We start from the raw sequence: 15,370 nt of genomic DNA, 5'->3' as shown, positions 1-15,370 counted from the left end.
TAACATGATGTTTAAACGTTTTCTGATGATTGCCATGCTGGCGATCGCGCCATTGGCGGCGACAGCAGCCGATCAAAGCAATCCTTATACGTTGATGAATGAAGCGGCTAATAAAACTTTTACCCGCCTGAAAAGCGAGCAGGCGAAAATCAAGCAGGATCCCAACTACCTGCGTGATATCGTCCGCCAGGAGCTGCTGCCTTATGTGCAGATTAAATATGCGGGGGCGTTAGTCCTGGGCCGTTTCTATCGGGAAGCCACACCGGCACAGCGCGAAGCCTATTTTAAGGCTTTTGGTGATTATCTGGCTCAGGCCTATGGCCAGGCGTTAGCGCTTTATCACGGTCAGACTTACCAGATCGAACCTGCGAAACCGCTGGGCAATGCCAATATTGTCGCCATCCGTGTGACGATCATCGATCCTCAGGGCCGTCCGCCAGTGCGCCTGGATTTCCAGTGGCGTAAAAACAGCCAGACCGGTAACTGGCAGGCGTTCGATATGATCGCAGAAGGGGTCAGCATGATCACCACGAAACAAAATGAGTGGGGCGATCTGTTACGTACGAAAGGGATTGATGCATTGACTGCGCAACTTGAAGCGTCAGCGAAACAGCCAATCACACTGGATCAAAACAAATAATGCAGCCCTCACTGCACTGGAGCCGCGAGGCGAACACGCTACGGCTGGAAGGTGAGCTGGATCGTGACACGCTGCTGGATCTCTGGGAGCAGCGTGAAACGTTGATTAGCGGGGCGACGCTGATCGACGTTTCAGCTCTGGAACGTGTGGATACCTCAGGCCTGGCGCTGTTGGTCCACCTGCGGGAAATCGTCTCGCAGCAGGGCGGCGCGCTGCAGTTTGTTGGCATCGGTGACAAACTGCAGTCGTTGATCACCCTTTACAACCTGCAACAAATTATTGTTTCTGCGGATTAAAGCGCCTGTATTCGCCTTCTCAGCCTTAGCCCCGGTCGCCGACAGGGGCTTTTGCGTATTTAAGAATCAGGCACTTTCCTCTACTATGTCAGCCTTATTATTATTAAGTGAAGTTAAGAGCAATGGAAAACAGTGAAATTCAGGCTGTGCTGATGGCAGCACTGCCTTTAGAAGAAGTTCATGTCATGAGCAACGATGGCAGCCATTTCCAGGTGATCGCCGTGGGCGAACTGTTTGGTGAGTTAAGCCGCGTTAAGAAACAGCAGGCTGTTTATGCGCCGCTGATGGAATTCATTGCGGATAACCGCATTCATGCGGTATCCATCAAAACCTACACGCCTGCAGAGTGGGCGCGTGACCGTAAACTGAACGGTTTCTGATCCCCGCAAGGGCTGCGCCACCTGCGCGACCGTTTAATAGCCAGTTAATTGAGAACCGTGTTAATGGATAAATTTCGTGTGCAAGGCCCCACCCGTTTAAGTGGTGAAGTCACCATTTCCGGGGCGAAGAACGCCGCACTGCCAATTCTGTTTGCAGCTTTACTGGCCGAAGAGCCGGTTGAGATTACGAATGTGCCGAAGCTGCGTGACATCGACACCACTATGAAGCTGTTAACCCAGTTAGGTGCGAAGGTTGAGCGCAACGGTTCCGTTCACGTCGATGCCAGCGGCGTAGACGTTTTTTGTGCACCCTATGACCTTGTGAAAACCATGCGTGCCTCTATTTGGGCGCTTGGTCCGTTAGTGGCCCGTTTCGGTCAGGGCGAAGTCTCACTGCCTGGCGGTTGCGCCATCGGTGCGCGCCCGGTAGACCTGCATATCTCGGGTCTTGAGCAGTTGGGTGCCGAGATTAAGCTGGAAGAAGGCTATGTAAAAGCCTCAGTTAACGGTCGCCTGAAAGGGGCGCTGATCGTGATGGATAAAGTCAGCGTAGGCGCGACGGTGACCATTATGAGTGCCGCGACGCTGGCAACCGGGACCACGGTGATTGAGAACGCGGCGCGTGAACCTGAAATCGTGGATACCGCCAATTTCCTTAATACGCTGGGTGCAAAAATTTCGGGCGCAGGCACGGATAAAATCACCATTGAAGGCGTTGAGCGTCTGGGCGGTGGGGTTTATCGCGTCCTGCCAGACCGTATTGAGACCGGCACCTTCCTGGTGGCGGCTGCTATTTCGGGGGGGAAAGTGCTGTGCCGCAATGCGCAGCCTGACACTCTGGACGCAGTGCTGGCGAAACTGCGTGATGCCGGTGCAGACATTGAAACCGGTGAAGACTGGATCAGCCTGGATATGCACGGTAAGCGCCCTAAAGCGGTCAACGTGCGTACCGCTCCTCATCCGGGTTTCCCGACCGATATGCAGGCGCAGTTCACCCTGCTGAATTTGGTCGCGGAAGGCACGGGGCTAATCACCGAAACCATTTTTGAAAACCGTTTTATGCACATCCCTGAACTGATTCGTATGGGTGCTCACGCAGAAATTGAGAGCAATACCGCAATCTGTCACGGTGTGGAAACCTTGTCGGGCGCGCAGGTGATGGCGACGGATCTCCGTGCATCGGCAAGCCTGGTGCTGGCAGGGTGTATTGCGGAAGGCACAACGCTGGTCGATCGCATTTACCACATCGATCGGGGTTACGAGCATATCGAAGATAAGCTAAAAGCGATGGGCGCAAACATCGAGCGCGTCAGCGGCGAATAGTGTTTCGGACAGGCCTGTAAAAAACCAGCCTGGCATACGGGCTGGTTTTTTTTCGTCTGGCACTAACCCGATGTTAGTTTTTGGTCGTCTGATCGGACGATCGCACACGTTTTTTTCGATCCAGTAGGCTGTTCGTTTCAGGATCGTAATAGCGGCTTGGCCATATCTCTGATGGGTGGACATTGATCGCATCAGCAATCAGCCATTCCCCTTTTGGCCATGGCCGTGAAAGGGCGTTAGCCAGTGTTGATGAGCTTAATCCTGCCTGGCGGGACAATGCCGCCAGCGTTGTACCACGTTTGCGCAGTGCGGCAATAATATCGGCAGGATGCCAGTCCTCTGTCCTTTTTTGCATTACTGTTTTCTCCTTGTCAGTGCGAAGCGTGCGGGGGGATTCTGACGTGCTTTAAAATACATCTGGAAACTTATGGTGGTTTATATCAGAAAGTTTCCATAAGGTTCCAGTAATATTTCCGTAAGCAGACAGAACTGCGCGGCCTGACGCAAAAGGATGGTAATGACTGCAACAGCGGCGGGGGAAAGAAAGAAGACGAGGCCGTCAGGCCCCGTCAGCGATTAGAAATCGCGTTGAACCGACATGTGAGCCAGAGATTCCAGCGCCGTGCGCCATGGGGTTTCAGGCAGGATTTGTAATGCCGCGATGGCTTTATCCGCTTCCTGCTCAGCACGCTTGCGCGTCCATTCCAGAGAGCCGCACTGGTTCATCGCTTCCAGAACGGGAGCCAGTAAATGGCGGCCGTTCCCCTGTTCAATCGCCTCACGGATCATTTTAGCCTGTTCAGGCGATCCGTTGTTCATGGCATGAAGCAGAGGCAGCGTGGGTTTACCTTCGCTGAGATCGTCACCGGTATTTTTGCCCAGGGTTTCACCATCGGCACTGTAGTCCAGTAAATCATCGATTAACTGGAAAGCCGTTCCCAAATAACGTCCGTAATCCTGCAGCGCTTTTTCCTGCGCTGGCGTCGCTTCCGCCAGAATCGCCGAGGCCTGAGAGGCGGCTTCAAATAAGCGCGCGGTTTTGCTGTATATCACCCGCATATAGCTCTCTTCGGTGATGTCGGGATCGTTGACGTTCATCAGCTGGAGCACTTCTCCTTCAGCGATCACGTTCACCGCCTCGGACATCAGCGCCAGAATGCGCAACGAGCCCATGCTGGTCATCATCTGGAAAGCGCGGGTATAAATAAAATCACCGACCAGTACGCTGGCCGCGTTACCAAATGCGGCGTTCGCGGTGGCTTTTCCACGGCGCATATCGGATTCATCCACGACATCGTCATGCAACAGCGTGGCGGTGTGGATAAATTCGATTAGCGCCGCGTTGGTCACGTGTAAATCGCCCTGGTAACCCATGGCGCGAGCAGACAGCACGGCAATCATGGGCCGGATGCGTTTACCGCCGCCACTGATGATGTAATAACCCAGCTGGTTGATGAGCGAGACATCTGAATTCAGCTGGTCGAGTATGGTCTGGTTAACGGCAGCCATGTCCTGTGCGGTTAATTCGTTAATCTGTTCTAAGTTCATTCGTCTTTTCAGCTATGACTCGTTTCTCTGCCATGGTAAGCGGTTTTACCCAGCCAGCGTTCAGTAATCTGTTACTGATTGTACTTGAATTTTCAGGTTGAGAAACGTTTGCATTGAGCCTGTGTTTTTTTTCTGCAAGAGTGTGCAAAGTGCTCTTGTCTTCTGTTTGAGTTTTGCGTAGAATTCGCGCCCTATTGTGAATATTTAGCGCGCCGCCTGATGAACTAAAAGGCAAGCGCAGAAGCGGAGTTTTATATGTACGCGGTTTTCCAAAGTGGTGGTAAACAACACCGAGTAAGCGAAGGTCAGACCGTTCGCCTGGAAAAGCTGGACATCGCAACCGGTGAAACCATCGAGTTTGACCAGGTTCTGATGATTGCAAATGGCGAAGACGTGAAAATCGGCGCGCCACTGGTTTCAGGCGGTGTGATCAAGGCAGAAGTTGTTGCTCATGGTCGTGGCGAGAAAGTTAAAATCGTTAAGTTTCGTCGTCGTAAGCACTACCGTAAGCAAGCTGGCCATCGCCAGTGGTTCACTGATGTGAAAATCACTGGTATCACGGCGTAAGAGGAGATCTGACAAATGGCACATAAAAAGGCTGGTGGTTCGACTCGAAATGGTCGTGACTCCAATGCAAAACGTCTGGGTGTAAAACGTTTCGGTGGTGAATCTGTTCTGGCAGGTAGCATCATCGTTCGTCAGCGTGGTACCAAATTCCACGCCGGTAACAACGTAGGTTGTGGTCGTGACCACACTCTGTTTGCTACCGCAGACGGCAAAGTAAAATTCGAAGTTAAAGGTCCGAACAACCGTAAATACATCAGCATCGTTGCTGAGTAAGGTTGTCGTGACGCAGACGGCTACCGTCTGAACGCACGAATTGAAGGCCCCGCAACTCTTGCGGGGCTTTTTACATTCTGCGACCTGTCGCCAGACAGGCGACATAGCCTGGCTGCGTGTTGTACACTTTATGTACATGCTGGCGAGAGCCAGTTTTGATTTATCCGCCGCTGGTCAGCGCAGAACGACCCTGGCGGACCCGTTTGCAGCCTGTTGCAGACGATTGTGTGACGGAGAAAGAAAATGAAGTTTGTTGATGAAGCGACAATTTTGGTCGTCGCAGGTGATGGCGGTAATGGCTGTGTCAGTTTCCGCCGTGAAAAATATATCCCAAAAGGCGGCCCGGACGGCGGTGATGGTGGTGACGGCGGTGACGTATATTTAGTCGCTGACGAAAACCTTAACACCCTGATCGATTATCGTTTCGAAAAATCTTTCCGCGCTGAGCGTGGTCAGAATGGTCAGAGTCGCGACTGTACGGGTAAACGCGGCAAAGATATTACGATTAAAGTCCCCGTCGGAACCCGCGTTATTGACCAGGGAACGGGCGAGACACTGGGCGATATGACGCGTCACCAGCAGACGCTGATGGTGGCAAAAGGCGGCTGGCACGGTCTGGGTAACACCCGTTTTAAATCCTCGGTCAACCGTACCCCACGGCAGAAAACCATGGGCACCGCAGGCGAGAAACGTGACCTGCAACTGGAGCTGATGCTGCTGGCTGACGTGGGCATGCTGGGCTTACCGAATGCCGGTAAATCCACCTTTATCCGTGCGGTTTCCGCTGCCAAGCCGAAAGTGGCTGATTATCCTTTTACCACCCTGGTACCCAGCCTGGGCGTTGTACGTATGGACAGCGAGCAGAGCTTCGTCGTCGCCGATATTCCGGGGCTGATTGAAGGTGCTGCAGAAGGCGCCGGTCTGGGGATTCGCTTCCTGAAACATCTGGAACGTTGCCGTGTTCTGTTGCACCTGATTGACATCGCCCCGATTGACGAGAGCGATCCGGTTGAGAACGCCCGTATTATTCTGGGTGAGCTGGAAAAATACAGCGATAAGTTATTCAACAAGCCGCGCTGGCTGGTGTTTAACAAAGTCGATCTGATTGATGAAGAAGAAGCACAGGCGCGCGCAAAAGCCATTGCTGAGGCGCTGGGCTGGGAAGAGAAGTACTACCTTATCTCGGCGGCCAGCCGTCAGGGCGTGACCGACCTGTGCTGGGATGTGATGAGCTTTATCAACGCCAATCCGAAAGAAGCGGACGTTGAAGAAAAACAGCCTGAGAAAGTGGAATTCATGTGGGACGACTACCACAAAGAAGCCCTCGAGAACGCGGCTGTTGAAGACGATGAAGAGTGGGATGACGACTGGGATGAAGATGACGACGAAGGCGTCGAAATCATTTATCAGCGTTAACACACTTTGCTGCCCCCTTCTGCCGGAATGGGGGCAGTTTTCTTTCCGGCCTGTCTTTGCCCGCTATCACGCCTTGCCGTTGATAACTCAAATGCCGCAGGCAGTGGACAAACCGCCTGCTACCCGCTTCGACGTATACGCCGAAATCCAGCGGGCAGGCGCTGGGTTCACCCGCGCAGCCCTGGCGTATGTCTGCCAGTTTCTTCATACAGCCTGTATCTCACTATGCTTTCCCTCCTTCGCATAAAAGCCTGAGGTTCACTTACGTGGCTAACGTGTCGCGGCTCACGGCGTGTTTAATGGCCCGTGGCGTCAGCCCGAGGAACGTCACTAACGCGATGGCAGTAAGAATAAAACAGTGAGGCAAAGGGGAAGGGCGAACGCCTGTCAGGGCAATAAAAAAGCGCAGCGGCGTTGATCCCACTGCGCTTTTATCGACATCAGTTAGTAGTTCTTGTTGATATCGCGATAGAGCCGACTTTCGAACCGCACCAGTGGAATACGGCGCGTGCGCTGATCTTCCGGCGGTACCGCATAGCCGGACAGGAACTGCACAAACGCGACGCGCGCCCCGCTGGACGTGGTGATAAAACCGGCAAGGTTGTAAACGCCCTGCAGTGAACCCGTTTTGGCAGAGACTTTGCCATCCAGACCGGCTTCATGCAGGCCGCCGCGATATTGCAGCGTGCCGTCATGACCCGCCAGGGGCAGCATGGAAATATAATCCAGCTTGCTGTCATTTTGCGCAATGTACTGCAGCACCTGCATCATGGTGGCGGGAGAGATGAGATCGTGGCGCGACAAGCCGGAACCATCAACCTGAATACTGTTACCCAAATCGATATTCGCTTTTTCACGCAGGATACGGCGCACCGCGTCTGACCCGGCGCGGAAGGTGCCCGGCACATTAAAGTAATGATGGCCAATGGTGCGGAACACCGTGTCGGCGATCATATTGTCGGACTTCTTCAGCATCATATGCAGCAACGTATGCAGCGGCGCAGACTGGGTTGAGGCCAGCACGGTGCCCGGCTCAGTGACCTGTGTCTGGCGCAGCAGATGTCCGCTGTAATCAATACCGGCGGAACGCAGTTCAGATTTCAGAATCTCGCCGGCCCAGGCGGCACCATCCTGAACGGCAAAGGCCAGCGGAAGGGGATCGCTACGCTGACGCAGACAGCCGGTCAGGGTATAGCGGTTCAGCTCACCTGGCACCACATCCAGTTCGCAATACTGACCCTCGCCACTGTTGCGCCCAATGGTGCGCACCTGGCTCAGCATGTGCGCCGGATAATAAGAGGCGATGCGCACGAAGGCGTTTTCGCCGGGCTTATCCGCACTGTAGAGCGACACGGAGAAACAGTTTTTATCGACGATAGCCGCAGCGGGCGGTGCGCTAAAGCACTGCGTCATATCGTTCCACGGCCAACCCGGCGCCGCATCATGGCTGGCAAACACCGAGGTATCAATGACCAGATTGCCTTTGATATGCGTGATGCCTTGTTTTTTTAAGGCTGCGACCATATTACGCAGATCCTGGCGGCCCAGCGTGGGATCGCCAGCGAAACGGGCAACAAGATCGCCATTCAGTGTGCCATCGATCAGCGCACCTTTGGTCTCAAAGGTCGTTTGAAAACGATAATCACCGCCCAGTTCCAGTAATGCCGCCAGCGCGGTGATGACTTTCATGGTACTGGCGGGAAGCGCCATCTGTTTCCCGTGGTAATCAATGATCGGCGTAGTTGCGCCCACTTTTTGCACCAGTAAAGCCAGGTTGGCACCATCTGGCAGATACTGCATGTATTCATCAACGGGTGCTGCTTGTGCCTGCAGCATAAACGCACAGGTTAATCCGGTAACAAGTCGTGAAAATCGCATAATCTCGCGGCAACTGACAGGTGAAGGCGACAATACTACGTCCCTGGACGGTGCAAAGTAAACGATGACCCGCAGGGAACTCTGGGGTAAAATACGTATCAAATTGCAAAACCTTTTCTGGCCTGGAACATTTCCGGGTCAGTCTTCTTTTATTTGCAAAATGAGGCATGGCGCCGCAGAACGCTTTTTTCTGCAGTCACCGGTCAGGATGCACCGTGAAACAGGATTGATGACGAGGAGCTAAAATGAACCAGATTCCGATGACGTTAAGAGGCGCTGAAAGGCTGCGCGAAGAGCTGCATGAGCTGAAAACGGTGAAACGCCCGCGCATTATTGCCTCCATCGCGGAGGCCCGCGAGCACGGCGATTTGAAAGAGAATGCCGAATACCACGCTGCGCGTGAAGAACAGGGGTTCTGTGAGGGACGTATTCAGGAGATTGAGGCCAAACTCTCTAATGCGCAGGTTATCGACGTCACCCAAATGCCTAAAACCGGCCGCGTCATTTTTGGCGCGACGGTGACGGTCCTGAATGTGGATACGGATGAAGAGTTTACGTACCGCATCGTAGGTGACGATGAAGCAGACTTTAAGCAAAATCTGATTTCTGTTAACTCGCCAATGGCGCGTGGCCTGGTGGGGAAAGAAGCCGATGACGTGGCGATTATTAAAACGCCGGGCGGCGATGTGGAGTACGAAATCCTGAAGGTGGAATACATCTGACAGGTGGCAACCTTTTGTAACGGGTTGCAGTACAATGTAAAGAAAGGAAAAAGGCCGCGCTGCGGCCTTTTATCCCATGTAAGAGCATGGCACTTTCTTTGCCCACTTAACGTGGCAGAGAAATCTTGCTCTCTTTAGCGGGGCGATACAGCACCAGCGTTTTACCTATCAACTGAACGTTGACGGCGCCAGTTTCACGTACGATAGCGTCGACGATCAGCTGCCGGGTCTCACGATCTTCAGAGGCGACTTTCACCTTGATTAACTCGTGGTGTCCCAGCGCGTGTTCGATCTCTGCCAGCACACCTTCGGTCAGGCCATTGCCTCCGAGCATGACGACTGGCTTGAGCGGATGGGCGAGGCTTTTCAGGTGCTGTTTTTGTTTGGTACTTAGATTCATCGTATTATTTACTTACTCGGGGATTGAAAACGGTTCATTCTACCGCCATCTCGGGTATATCGCCAAATCGACGCAACCTACTGCGTGCAGATTTATCGCTACGATGACGATTTAGTTGGAAATTTTATGACCGGTAAAAAGCGTTCAGCCAGCTCCAGCCGCTGGCTACAGGAACACTTTAGCGATAAATACGTGCTCCAGGCACAGAAAAAAGGGTTGCGTTCGCGCGCCTGGTTTAAACTTGATGAAATACAACAGGGTGACAAGCTTTTCAAACCCGGTATGACCGTGGTAGATCTGGGTGCTGCACCCGGTGGCTGGTCGCAATATGTGGTACAGCAAATTGGGTCCAAAGGGCGTGTCATTGCATGTGATATCCTGCCTATGGATCCTATTGTTGGTGTCGATTTTCTTCAAGGCGATTTTCGTGAAGAATCGGTGATTAACGCGTTGCTTGAGCGTGTGGGCGATCAGAAAGTCCAGGTCGTCATGTCTGATATGGCACCGAATATGAGTGGTACACCTGCCGTAGATATTCCCCGGTCGATGTATTTGGTTGAGCTGGCGTTAGAGATGTGTCGTGACATTTTGGCTCCCGGCGGGAGTTTTGTAGTGAAAGTGTTCCAGGGGGATGGCTTTGATGAATACCTGCGGGAAATTCGATCCCTGTTCACGAAAGTGAAAATACGTAAGCCTGACGCTTCACGTTCACGTTCACGTGAAGTTTATATTGTGGCGACTGGGCGCAAGCTGTAGCCAACGTGGTGGATCATCCAGCCTTCCCGCTGCGATTCCATGTACGAAGGATCTATAGTACCCTACGCTATCTGTTAACACCGTTGTAATATGAGGTTAATCCCTTGAGTGACATGGCGAAAAACCTGATTCTCTGGCTAGTCATCGCGGTTGTACTGATGTCAGTCTTCCAGAGCTTTGGGCCCAGCGAGTCAAATGGCCGTAGGGTTGATTATTCAACCTTCCTGTCGGAAGTGAACCAGGATCAGGTCCGCGAGGCACGTATTAACGGGCGTGAAATTAACGTAACCAAAAAAGACAGTAATAAATACACCACCTACATTCCTGTCAATGATCCCAAGTTACTCGATAACCTGTTGACCAAGAACGTTAAAGTGGTTGGTGAGCCGCCTGAAGAGCCAAGCCTGCTGGCGTCGATCTTCATTTCCTGGTTCCCAATGTTACTGCTGATTGGTGTGTGGATTTTCTTCATGCGGCAAATGCAGGGCGGTGGCGGCAAAGGCGCAATGTCCTTTGGTAAGAGCAAAGCCCGCATGCTAACGGAAGATCAGATTAAAACCACTTTTGCTGACGTAGCAGGCTGTGACGAAGCGAAAGAGGAAGTCGGTGAGCTGGTCGAATACCTGCGTGAACCGAGCCGTTTCCAGAAGCTGGGGGGTAAAATCCCGAAAGGCGTTCTGATGGTCGGCCCGCCGGGTACCGGTAAAACCCTGCTGGCGAAAGCCATTGCCGGTGAAGCGAAAGTACCGTTCTTTACCATTTCAGGTTCTGACTTTGTTGAAATGTTCGTCGGTGTGGGTGCGTCTCGCGTCCGTGACATGTTTGAACAGGCTAAGAAAGCGGCACCGTGCATTATCTTCATCGATGAGATCGATGCCGTTGGTCGCCAGCGTGGTGCCGGTTTAGGGGGAGGGCACGATGAGCGTGAACAAACCCTGAACCAGATGCTGGTTGAAATGGATGGCTTTGAAGGTAACGAAGGCATCATCGTGATTGCCGCGACCAACCGTCCAGACGTACTTGACCCTGCGCTGCTGCGTCCGGGCCGCTTTGACCGTCAGGTTGTCGTGGGCTTGCCAGACGTACGTGGTCGTGAGCAGATTCTGAAAGTGCATATGCGTCGTGTACCCTTGGCAACCGACATTGATGCGGCCATCATTGCGCGCGGTACGCCAGGCTTCTCCGGTGCCGATCTGGCGAACCTGGTGAACGAAGCGGCGCTGTTTGCTGCACGCAGCAATAAACGCGTTGTGTCGATGGTGGAATTCGAAAAAGCCAAAGACAAAATCATGATGGGTGCAGAGCGCCGTTCCATGGTGATGACCGAAGCACAGAAAGAGTCTACGGCTTACCATGAGGCCGGCCACGCGATTATTGGTCGTCTGGTACCGGAACACGATCCGGTGCACAAAGTGACCATTATTCCGCGCGGTCGTGCATTAGGTGTGACCTTCTTCCTGCCTGAAGGTGATGCGATTAGCGCAAGCCGTCAGAAGCTGGAAAGTCAGATTTCGACCCTGTACGGCGGTCGTCTGGCGGAAGAGATCATCTACGGTGCAGAACATGTCTCTACCGGTGCCTCTAACGATATCAAAGTGGCAACCAACCTGGCCCGTAACATGGTAACCCAGTGGGGCTTCTCTGAGAAACTGGGCCCGCTGCTGTATGCTGAAGAAGACGGTGAAGTGTTCCTGGGCCGTTCAGTGGCAAAAGCCAAGCATATGTCAGATGAAACTGCCCGTATTATCGACCAGGAAGTTAAACACTTGATCGATACGAACTATCAGCGCGCTCGCCAGATCCTGGGCGAAAACATGGACATTCTTCACGCGATGAAAGATGCGCTGATGAAGTATGAAACCATTGATGCACCGCAGATTGACGACCTGATGGCACGCCGTGAAGTGCGTCCGCCAGCAGGCTGGGAAGATCCGGGCAGCAGCAATTCAGACAGTAACGGTACGCCAAAGGCCCCGCGTCCGGTCGATGAACCGCGTACGCCGAATCCAGGCAATACCATGTCAGAACAGTTCGACAAATAAGACGTCAGGTCTTTTAATAAAACCCCGGCTGGTCCGGGGTTTTTTACATCTATACATTGAGCCACAAGGAGTTTTTCACCATGAAACTGTTCGCCCGTGATTCCCATCTCGATTTGTCATTTCCACATGTGATGGGCATTCTCAACGTCACGCCGGACTCTTTTTCCGATGGTGGTAAACACAATGCGCTGGTCGATGCGTTAACGCACACTAACGAGATGGTGAACGCTGGCGCAACAATCATTGACGTGGGGGGCGAGTCCACGCGTCCGGGCGCTGACGAAGTGAGCGTTGAGGAGGAGCTTGAACGGGTGATTCCGGTGGTCGAAGCTATCGCTCAACGCTTTGAGGTATGGATATCAGTCGATACGTCCAAAGCCGACGTGATTCGTGAAGCCGCCAGCGCAGGGGCTCACATTATCAATGATGTGCGCTCGCTGTCTGAGCCTGGCGCGTTGGCAGCGGCAGCGGCAACGGGCTTACCGGTTTGTCTGATGCATATGCAGGGCGAACCGCGTACGATGCAGCAGGCACCCGCCTATAAGGATATTGTAAGCGAAGTGGACACTTACTTCGTTGAACAACTGGCCCGCTGCGAAGCCGCAGGCATAAAAAAAGAGAATCTGTTACTCGACCCGGGCTTCGGTTTCGGTAAGAATCTCAGCCACAATTATGAACTGCTGGCCCACCTCAGTAAATTTCACCGTTTTGCGCTGCCGCTGTTGGTTGGCATGTCACGCAAATCAATGATTGGACAACTGCTGAATGTGGGGCCTTCCCAGCGCCTGACGGGCAGCCTGGCCTGTGCGGTTATTGCCGCCATGCAGGGCGCGCACATTATTCGCGCCCACGATGTAAAAGAAACCGTCGAAGCGATGCGGGTGGTTGAAGCGACACAAAGAGCGAAAGGATGAAGAGGATGAGCGAACGTAAATATTTCGGTACCGATGGGATTCGCGGCAAAGTCGGTGAGTCACCGATTACCCCTGACTTTGTATTAAAGCTCGGTTGGGCGGCGGGTAAAGTACTGGCCCGTCACGGCTCCAAAAAAATTATCATTGGTAAAGACACGCGCATTTCAGGCTATATGCTGGAATCCGCGCTGGAAGCCGGTCTCGCAGCCGCAGGGTTGTCCGCGGCGTTTACCGGCCCAATGCCCACGCCCGCTATTGCCTATCTGACCCGCACGTTCCGTGCCGAAGCCGGCATCGTGATTTCCGCGTCGCACAATCCGTTTGATGATAACGGCATTAAGTTTTTCTCCGCCGAAGGGACGAAACTGCCCGATGACGTGGAAGAGGCGATCGAACTGGAAATGGAAAAACCGCTTACCTGCGTGGAATCCGCCCAGTTGGGGCGTGCCAGCCGTATTGTTGACGCGGCCGGGCGTTACATTGAATTTTGTAAAGGTACGTTCCCCAGCGAACTCAGCCTTAGTGGCCTGAAAATTGTCGTCGACTGTGCAAACGGTGCCACTTATCACATTGCGCCTAATGTCCTGCGTGAACTCGGTGCGACGGTGATTGCAGTTGGCGTCCAGCCTGATGGCATGAACATTAATAAAGCATGCGGTGCGACCGATCTCAGGATGCTGCAGGAACGCGTACTGGCTGAAAAAGCGGACATCGGTCTGGCCTATGACGGTGACGGCGATCGCATCATGATGGTCGACCACCTTGGCAAGAAAGTGGATGGGGACCAGATTCTGTATATCATCGCCCGCGAAGGTCTGCGTCAGGGGCAGTTGCGCGGTGGTGTGGTCGGCACGCTGATGAGCAACATGGGGCTGGAGCTGGCGCTGAAACAGCTGGGTATTCCGTTCGTTCGTGCAAAAGTGGGCGACCGCTATGTACTGGAAAAAATGCAGGAAAAAGGCTGGCGCCTGGGAGCGGAAAACTCCGGTCATGTGATCCTGCTGGATAAGATCGCTACGGGTGACGGCATCGTTGCAAGTTTGCAAGTACTTACAGCTATGGTTCGTAACCATATGAGCCTGCACGATCTCTGCACCGGCATGAAAATGCTGCCTCAGGTGCTGGTAAATGTCCGCTTCGCCGGCGAGCACGATCCGCTGGAAAGCGATGCCGTTAAAGCGGTAGCCGAGGACGTGGAAAAAGCCCTGGCCGGAAAAGGACGCGTGCTGCTGCGTAAATCGGGCACGGAACCGCTAATCCGCGTAATGGTAGAGGGTGAGGATGAAACCCAGGTGACGGCGCTGGCGAATCGAATTGCCGATGCGGTTAAAGCCGTCTGAGGCAGCTGGCAGGCGGGGACATCGCAGTGAACCTGCCTGCAAAATCATCGCACTGGCGCTTTTTTCTGCAATCAGCGTGCCGCATGTAAATTGCACTTGCAGAGGTATGCGCCATTGGTTAGTATTCACACCCGCTTCTGATGGGTGATGAAGAAACTCCCCGTCAAATTGGTTGAAGCTTTAACTGTGCGGATTACGCGCAAGGAAACAGGTTGATTATGTACGAAGCTCTGTTGGTTGTTTTCCTTATTGTAGCAATTGGCCTGGTAGGTCTTATCATGCTGCAGCAAGGCAAAGGCGCTGATATGGGTGCATCATTCGGTGCAGGCGCGTCAGGTACGCTGTTCGGTTCAACCGGGTCAGGTAATTTCATGACTCGTATGACCGCCGTACTGGCTACGCTGTTTTTCGTCATCAGCTTGATTCTGGGTAACCTGAACAGTAATAAAACAGCCAAAGGAAGTGAGTGGGATAACCTCACTGCGCCAGCTCAGTCTCAACAGCAGACTCAGCCAGCTAAACCGGCTACGCCGGGCAACGATATCCCGCACTAATAGCGTTAAGCGTCATAAGCGGCAGTTCAACGTCGCAGTCAGTGCAGTACCGAGGTGGTGAAATTGGTAGACACGCTACCTTGAGGTGGTAGTGCTCGAAAGGGCTTACGGGTTCAAGTCCCGTCCTCGGTACCAAATCTTAGTTAGACTTGCATTTTATGCATGATCGGCGTAACATTCGCCACGTTTTCGGACGCGGGGTGGAGCAGCCTGGTAGCTCGTCGGGCTCATAACCCGAAGGTCGTCGGTTCAAATCCGGCCCCCGCAACCACTTTCCCTTAGAGTTCTTTTTCAAATATACTGTATGCATCGACGGGCGCA

17 protein-coding genes and 2 tRNA genes are annotated in these 15,370 nt (G+C 53.3%); 15 read left to right on the top strand and 4 right to left on the bottom strand.

Annotated features, from left to right (window positions below):
- Nucleotides 1–7: 7 nt before the first annotated feature.
- From mlaC to murA, 4 genes are all read left to right on the top strand, one after another.
- The gene (gene mlaC / locus RAC65_RS19425) at nt 8–640 is read left to right on the top strand and encodes a phospholipid-binding protein MlaC (RefSeq protein ID WP_006121744.1); all 633 of its coding nucleotides are present in this window, start codon (nt 8–10) and stop codon (nt 638–640) included.
- A complete protein-coding gene (gene mlaB, locus RAC65_RS19420; RefSeq protein WP_006121745.1) occupies nt 640–936 on the top strand; it encodes a lipid asymmetry maintenance protein MlaB in 297 nt (98 codons plus the stop codon). The genes mlaC and mlaB overlap by 1 nt, the downstream gene beginning before the upstream one ends.
- Before the next feature lie 122 nt (nt 937–1,058).
- Complete coding sequence (gene ibaG, locus RAC65_RS19415; protein WP_006121746.1) at nt 1,059–1,316, top strand: BolA family iron metabolism protein IbaG; 258 nt, start codon at nt 1,059–1,061, stop codon at nt 1,314–1,316.
- Nucleotides 1,317–1,379: 63 nt separating this feature from the next.
- Nucleotides 1,380–2,639, top strand: a complete 1,260-nt coding sequence (gene murA / locus RAC65_RS19410) for a UDP-N-acetylglucosamine 1-carboxyvinyltransferase (RefSeq protein WP_006121747.1) — start codon at nt 1,380–1,382, stop codon at nt 2,637–2,639.
- 73 nt (nt 2,640–2,712) lie between these two features.
- Here the strand turns inward: murA and RAC65_RS19405 are convergent, their stop codons facing one another.
- Both RAC65_RS19405 and ispB read right to left on the bottom strand, forming a co-directional pair.
- A complete protein-coding gene (locus RAC65_RS19405; RefSeq protein ID WP_006121748.1) occupies nt 2,713–2,994 on the bottom strand; it encodes a helix-turn-helix transcriptional regulator in 282 nt (93 codons plus the stop codon).
- Between the two features lie 221 nt (nt 2,995–3,215).
- Nucleotides 3,216–4,187 (bottom strand): octaprenyl diphosphate synthase, encoded by a 972-nt coding sequence (ispB, locus tag RAC65_RS19400; protein ID WP_006121749.1) that lies wholly within the window; start codon nt 4,185–4,187, stop codon nt 3,216–3,218.
- 255 nt (nt 4,188–4,442) lie between these two features.
- Here ispB and rplU point away from each other — a divergent pair, with 255 nt between their 5' ends.
- The 3 genes from rplU to cgtA all read left to right on the top strand — a co-directional run bounded on the left by rplU (nt 4,443) and on the right by cgtA (nt 6,443).
- Nucleotides 4,443–4,754: a 50S ribosomal protein L21 gene (gene rplU, locus RAC65_RS19395; protein ID WP_006121750.1), complete on the top strand. Its 312-nt coding sequence runs from the start codon at nt 4,443–4,445 to the stop codon at nt 4,752–4,754.
- A gap of 15 nt (nt 4,755–4,769) precedes the next feature.
- Nucleotides 4,770–5,027, top strand: coding sequence for a 50S ribosomal protein L27 (rpmA, locus tag RAC65_RS19390; RefSeq protein WP_006121751.1), 258 nt, complete (start codon nt 4,770–4,772; stop codon nt 5,025–5,027).
- Nucleotides 5,028–5,270: 243 nt separating this feature from the next.
- Nucleotides 5,271–6,443 carry an Obg family GTPase CgtA gene (gene cgtA, locus RAC65_RS19385; RefSeq protein WP_033739183.1) on the top strand — a complete coding sequence of 391 codons (1,173 nt, stop codon included), beginning with the start codon at nt 5,271–5,273 and terminating at the stop codon, nt 6,441–6,443.
- A 444-nt stretch (nt 6,444–6,887) separates the two neighbouring features.
- Here cgtA and dacB read toward each other — a convergent pair whose 3' ends face one another.
- Nucleotides 6,888–8,321, bottom strand: coding sequence for a serine-type D-Ala-D-Ala carboxypeptidase (gene dacB, locus RAC65_RS19380; protein WP_033739262.1), 1,434 nt, complete (start codon nt 8,319–8,321; stop codon nt 6,888–6,890).
- Nucleotides 8,322–8,566: 245 nt separating this feature from the next.
- Between dacB and greA the strand changes: the two genes are divergently transcribed.
- Complete coding sequence (gene greA / locus RAC65_RS19375; RefSeq protein ID WP_006121754.1) at nt 8,567–9,043, top strand: transcription elongation factor GreA; 477 nt, start codon at nt 8,567–8,569, stop codon at nt 9,041–9,043.
- 106 nt (nt 9,044–9,149) lie between these two features.
- On the opposite strand, the gene yhbY is transcribed toward greA, so the two are convergent.
- Complete coding sequence (gene yhbY / locus RAC65_RS19370; protein ID WP_006121755.1) at nt 9,150–9,443, bottom strand: ribosome assembly RNA-binding protein YhbY; 294 nt, start codon at nt 9,441–9,443, stop codon at nt 9,150–9,152.
- A gap of 126 nt (nt 9,444–9,569) precedes the next feature.
- Between yhbY and rlmE the strand changes: the two genes are divergently transcribed.
- The 7 genes from rlmE to RAC65_RS19335 all read left to right on the top strand — a co-directional run bounded on the left by rlmE (nt 9,570) and on the right by RAC65_RS19335 (nt 15,320).
- Nucleotides 9,570–10,199 carry a 23S rRNA (uridine(2552)-2'-O)-methyltransferase RlmE gene (gene rlmE, locus RAC65_RS19365; protein WP_006121756.1) on the top strand — a complete coding sequence of 210 codons (630 nt, stop codon included), beginning with the start codon at nt 9,570–9,572 and terminating at the stop codon, nt 10,197–10,199.
- 113 nt (nt 10,200–10,312) lie between these two features.
- Nucleotides 10,313–12,241, top strand: coding sequence for an ATP-dependent zinc metalloprotease FtsH (gene ftsH, locus RAC65_RS19360; protein WP_033739186.1), 1,929 nt, complete (start codon nt 10,313–10,315; stop codon nt 12,239–12,241).
- Nucleotides 12,242–12,321: 80 nt separating this feature from the next.
- The gene (gene folP, locus RAC65_RS19355) at nt 12,322–13,155 is read left to right on the top strand and encodes a dihydropteroate synthase (protein ID WP_006121758.1); all 834 of its coding nucleotides are present in this window, start codon (nt 12,322–12,324) and stop codon (nt 13,153–13,155) included.
- 5 nt (nt 13,156–13,160) lie between these two features.
- Nucleotides 13,161–14,495 (top strand): phosphoglucosamine mutase, encoded by a 1,335-nt coding sequence (gene glmM / locus RAC65_RS19350; protein WP_033739188.1) that lies wholly within the window; start codon nt 13,161–13,163, stop codon nt 14,493–14,495.
- Between the two features lie 218 nt (nt 14,496–14,713).
- On the top strand, nt 14,714–15,049 hold the full coding sequence (secG, locus tag RAC65_RS19345; RefSeq protein WP_006121760.1) for a preprotein translocase subunit SecG: 336 nt from the start codon (nt 14,714–14,716) through the stop codon (nt 15,047–15,049).
- Nucleotides 15,050–15,097: 48 nt separating this feature from the next.
- Nucleotides 15,098–15,184 (top strand) — tRNA-Leu (locus RAC65_RS19340).
- A gap of 59 nt (nt 15,185–15,243) precedes the next feature.
- Nucleotides 15,244–15,320: transfer RNA gene (locus RAC65_RS19335), tRNA-Met, on the top strand.
- The last annotated feature ends 50 nt before the right edge of the window (nt 15,321–15,370 follow it).

The organism is Pantoea sp. BS_8 (genome assembly GCF_041954965.1).
Taxonomy (GTDB): domain Bacteria; phylum Pseudomonadota; class Gammaproteobacteria; order Enterobacterales; family Enterobacteriaceae; genus Pantoea; species Pantoea stewartii.
The sequence above is the reverse complement of the archived record's forward strand: the minus strand, read 5'-3'. Positions and strand labels throughout refer to the sequence as shown.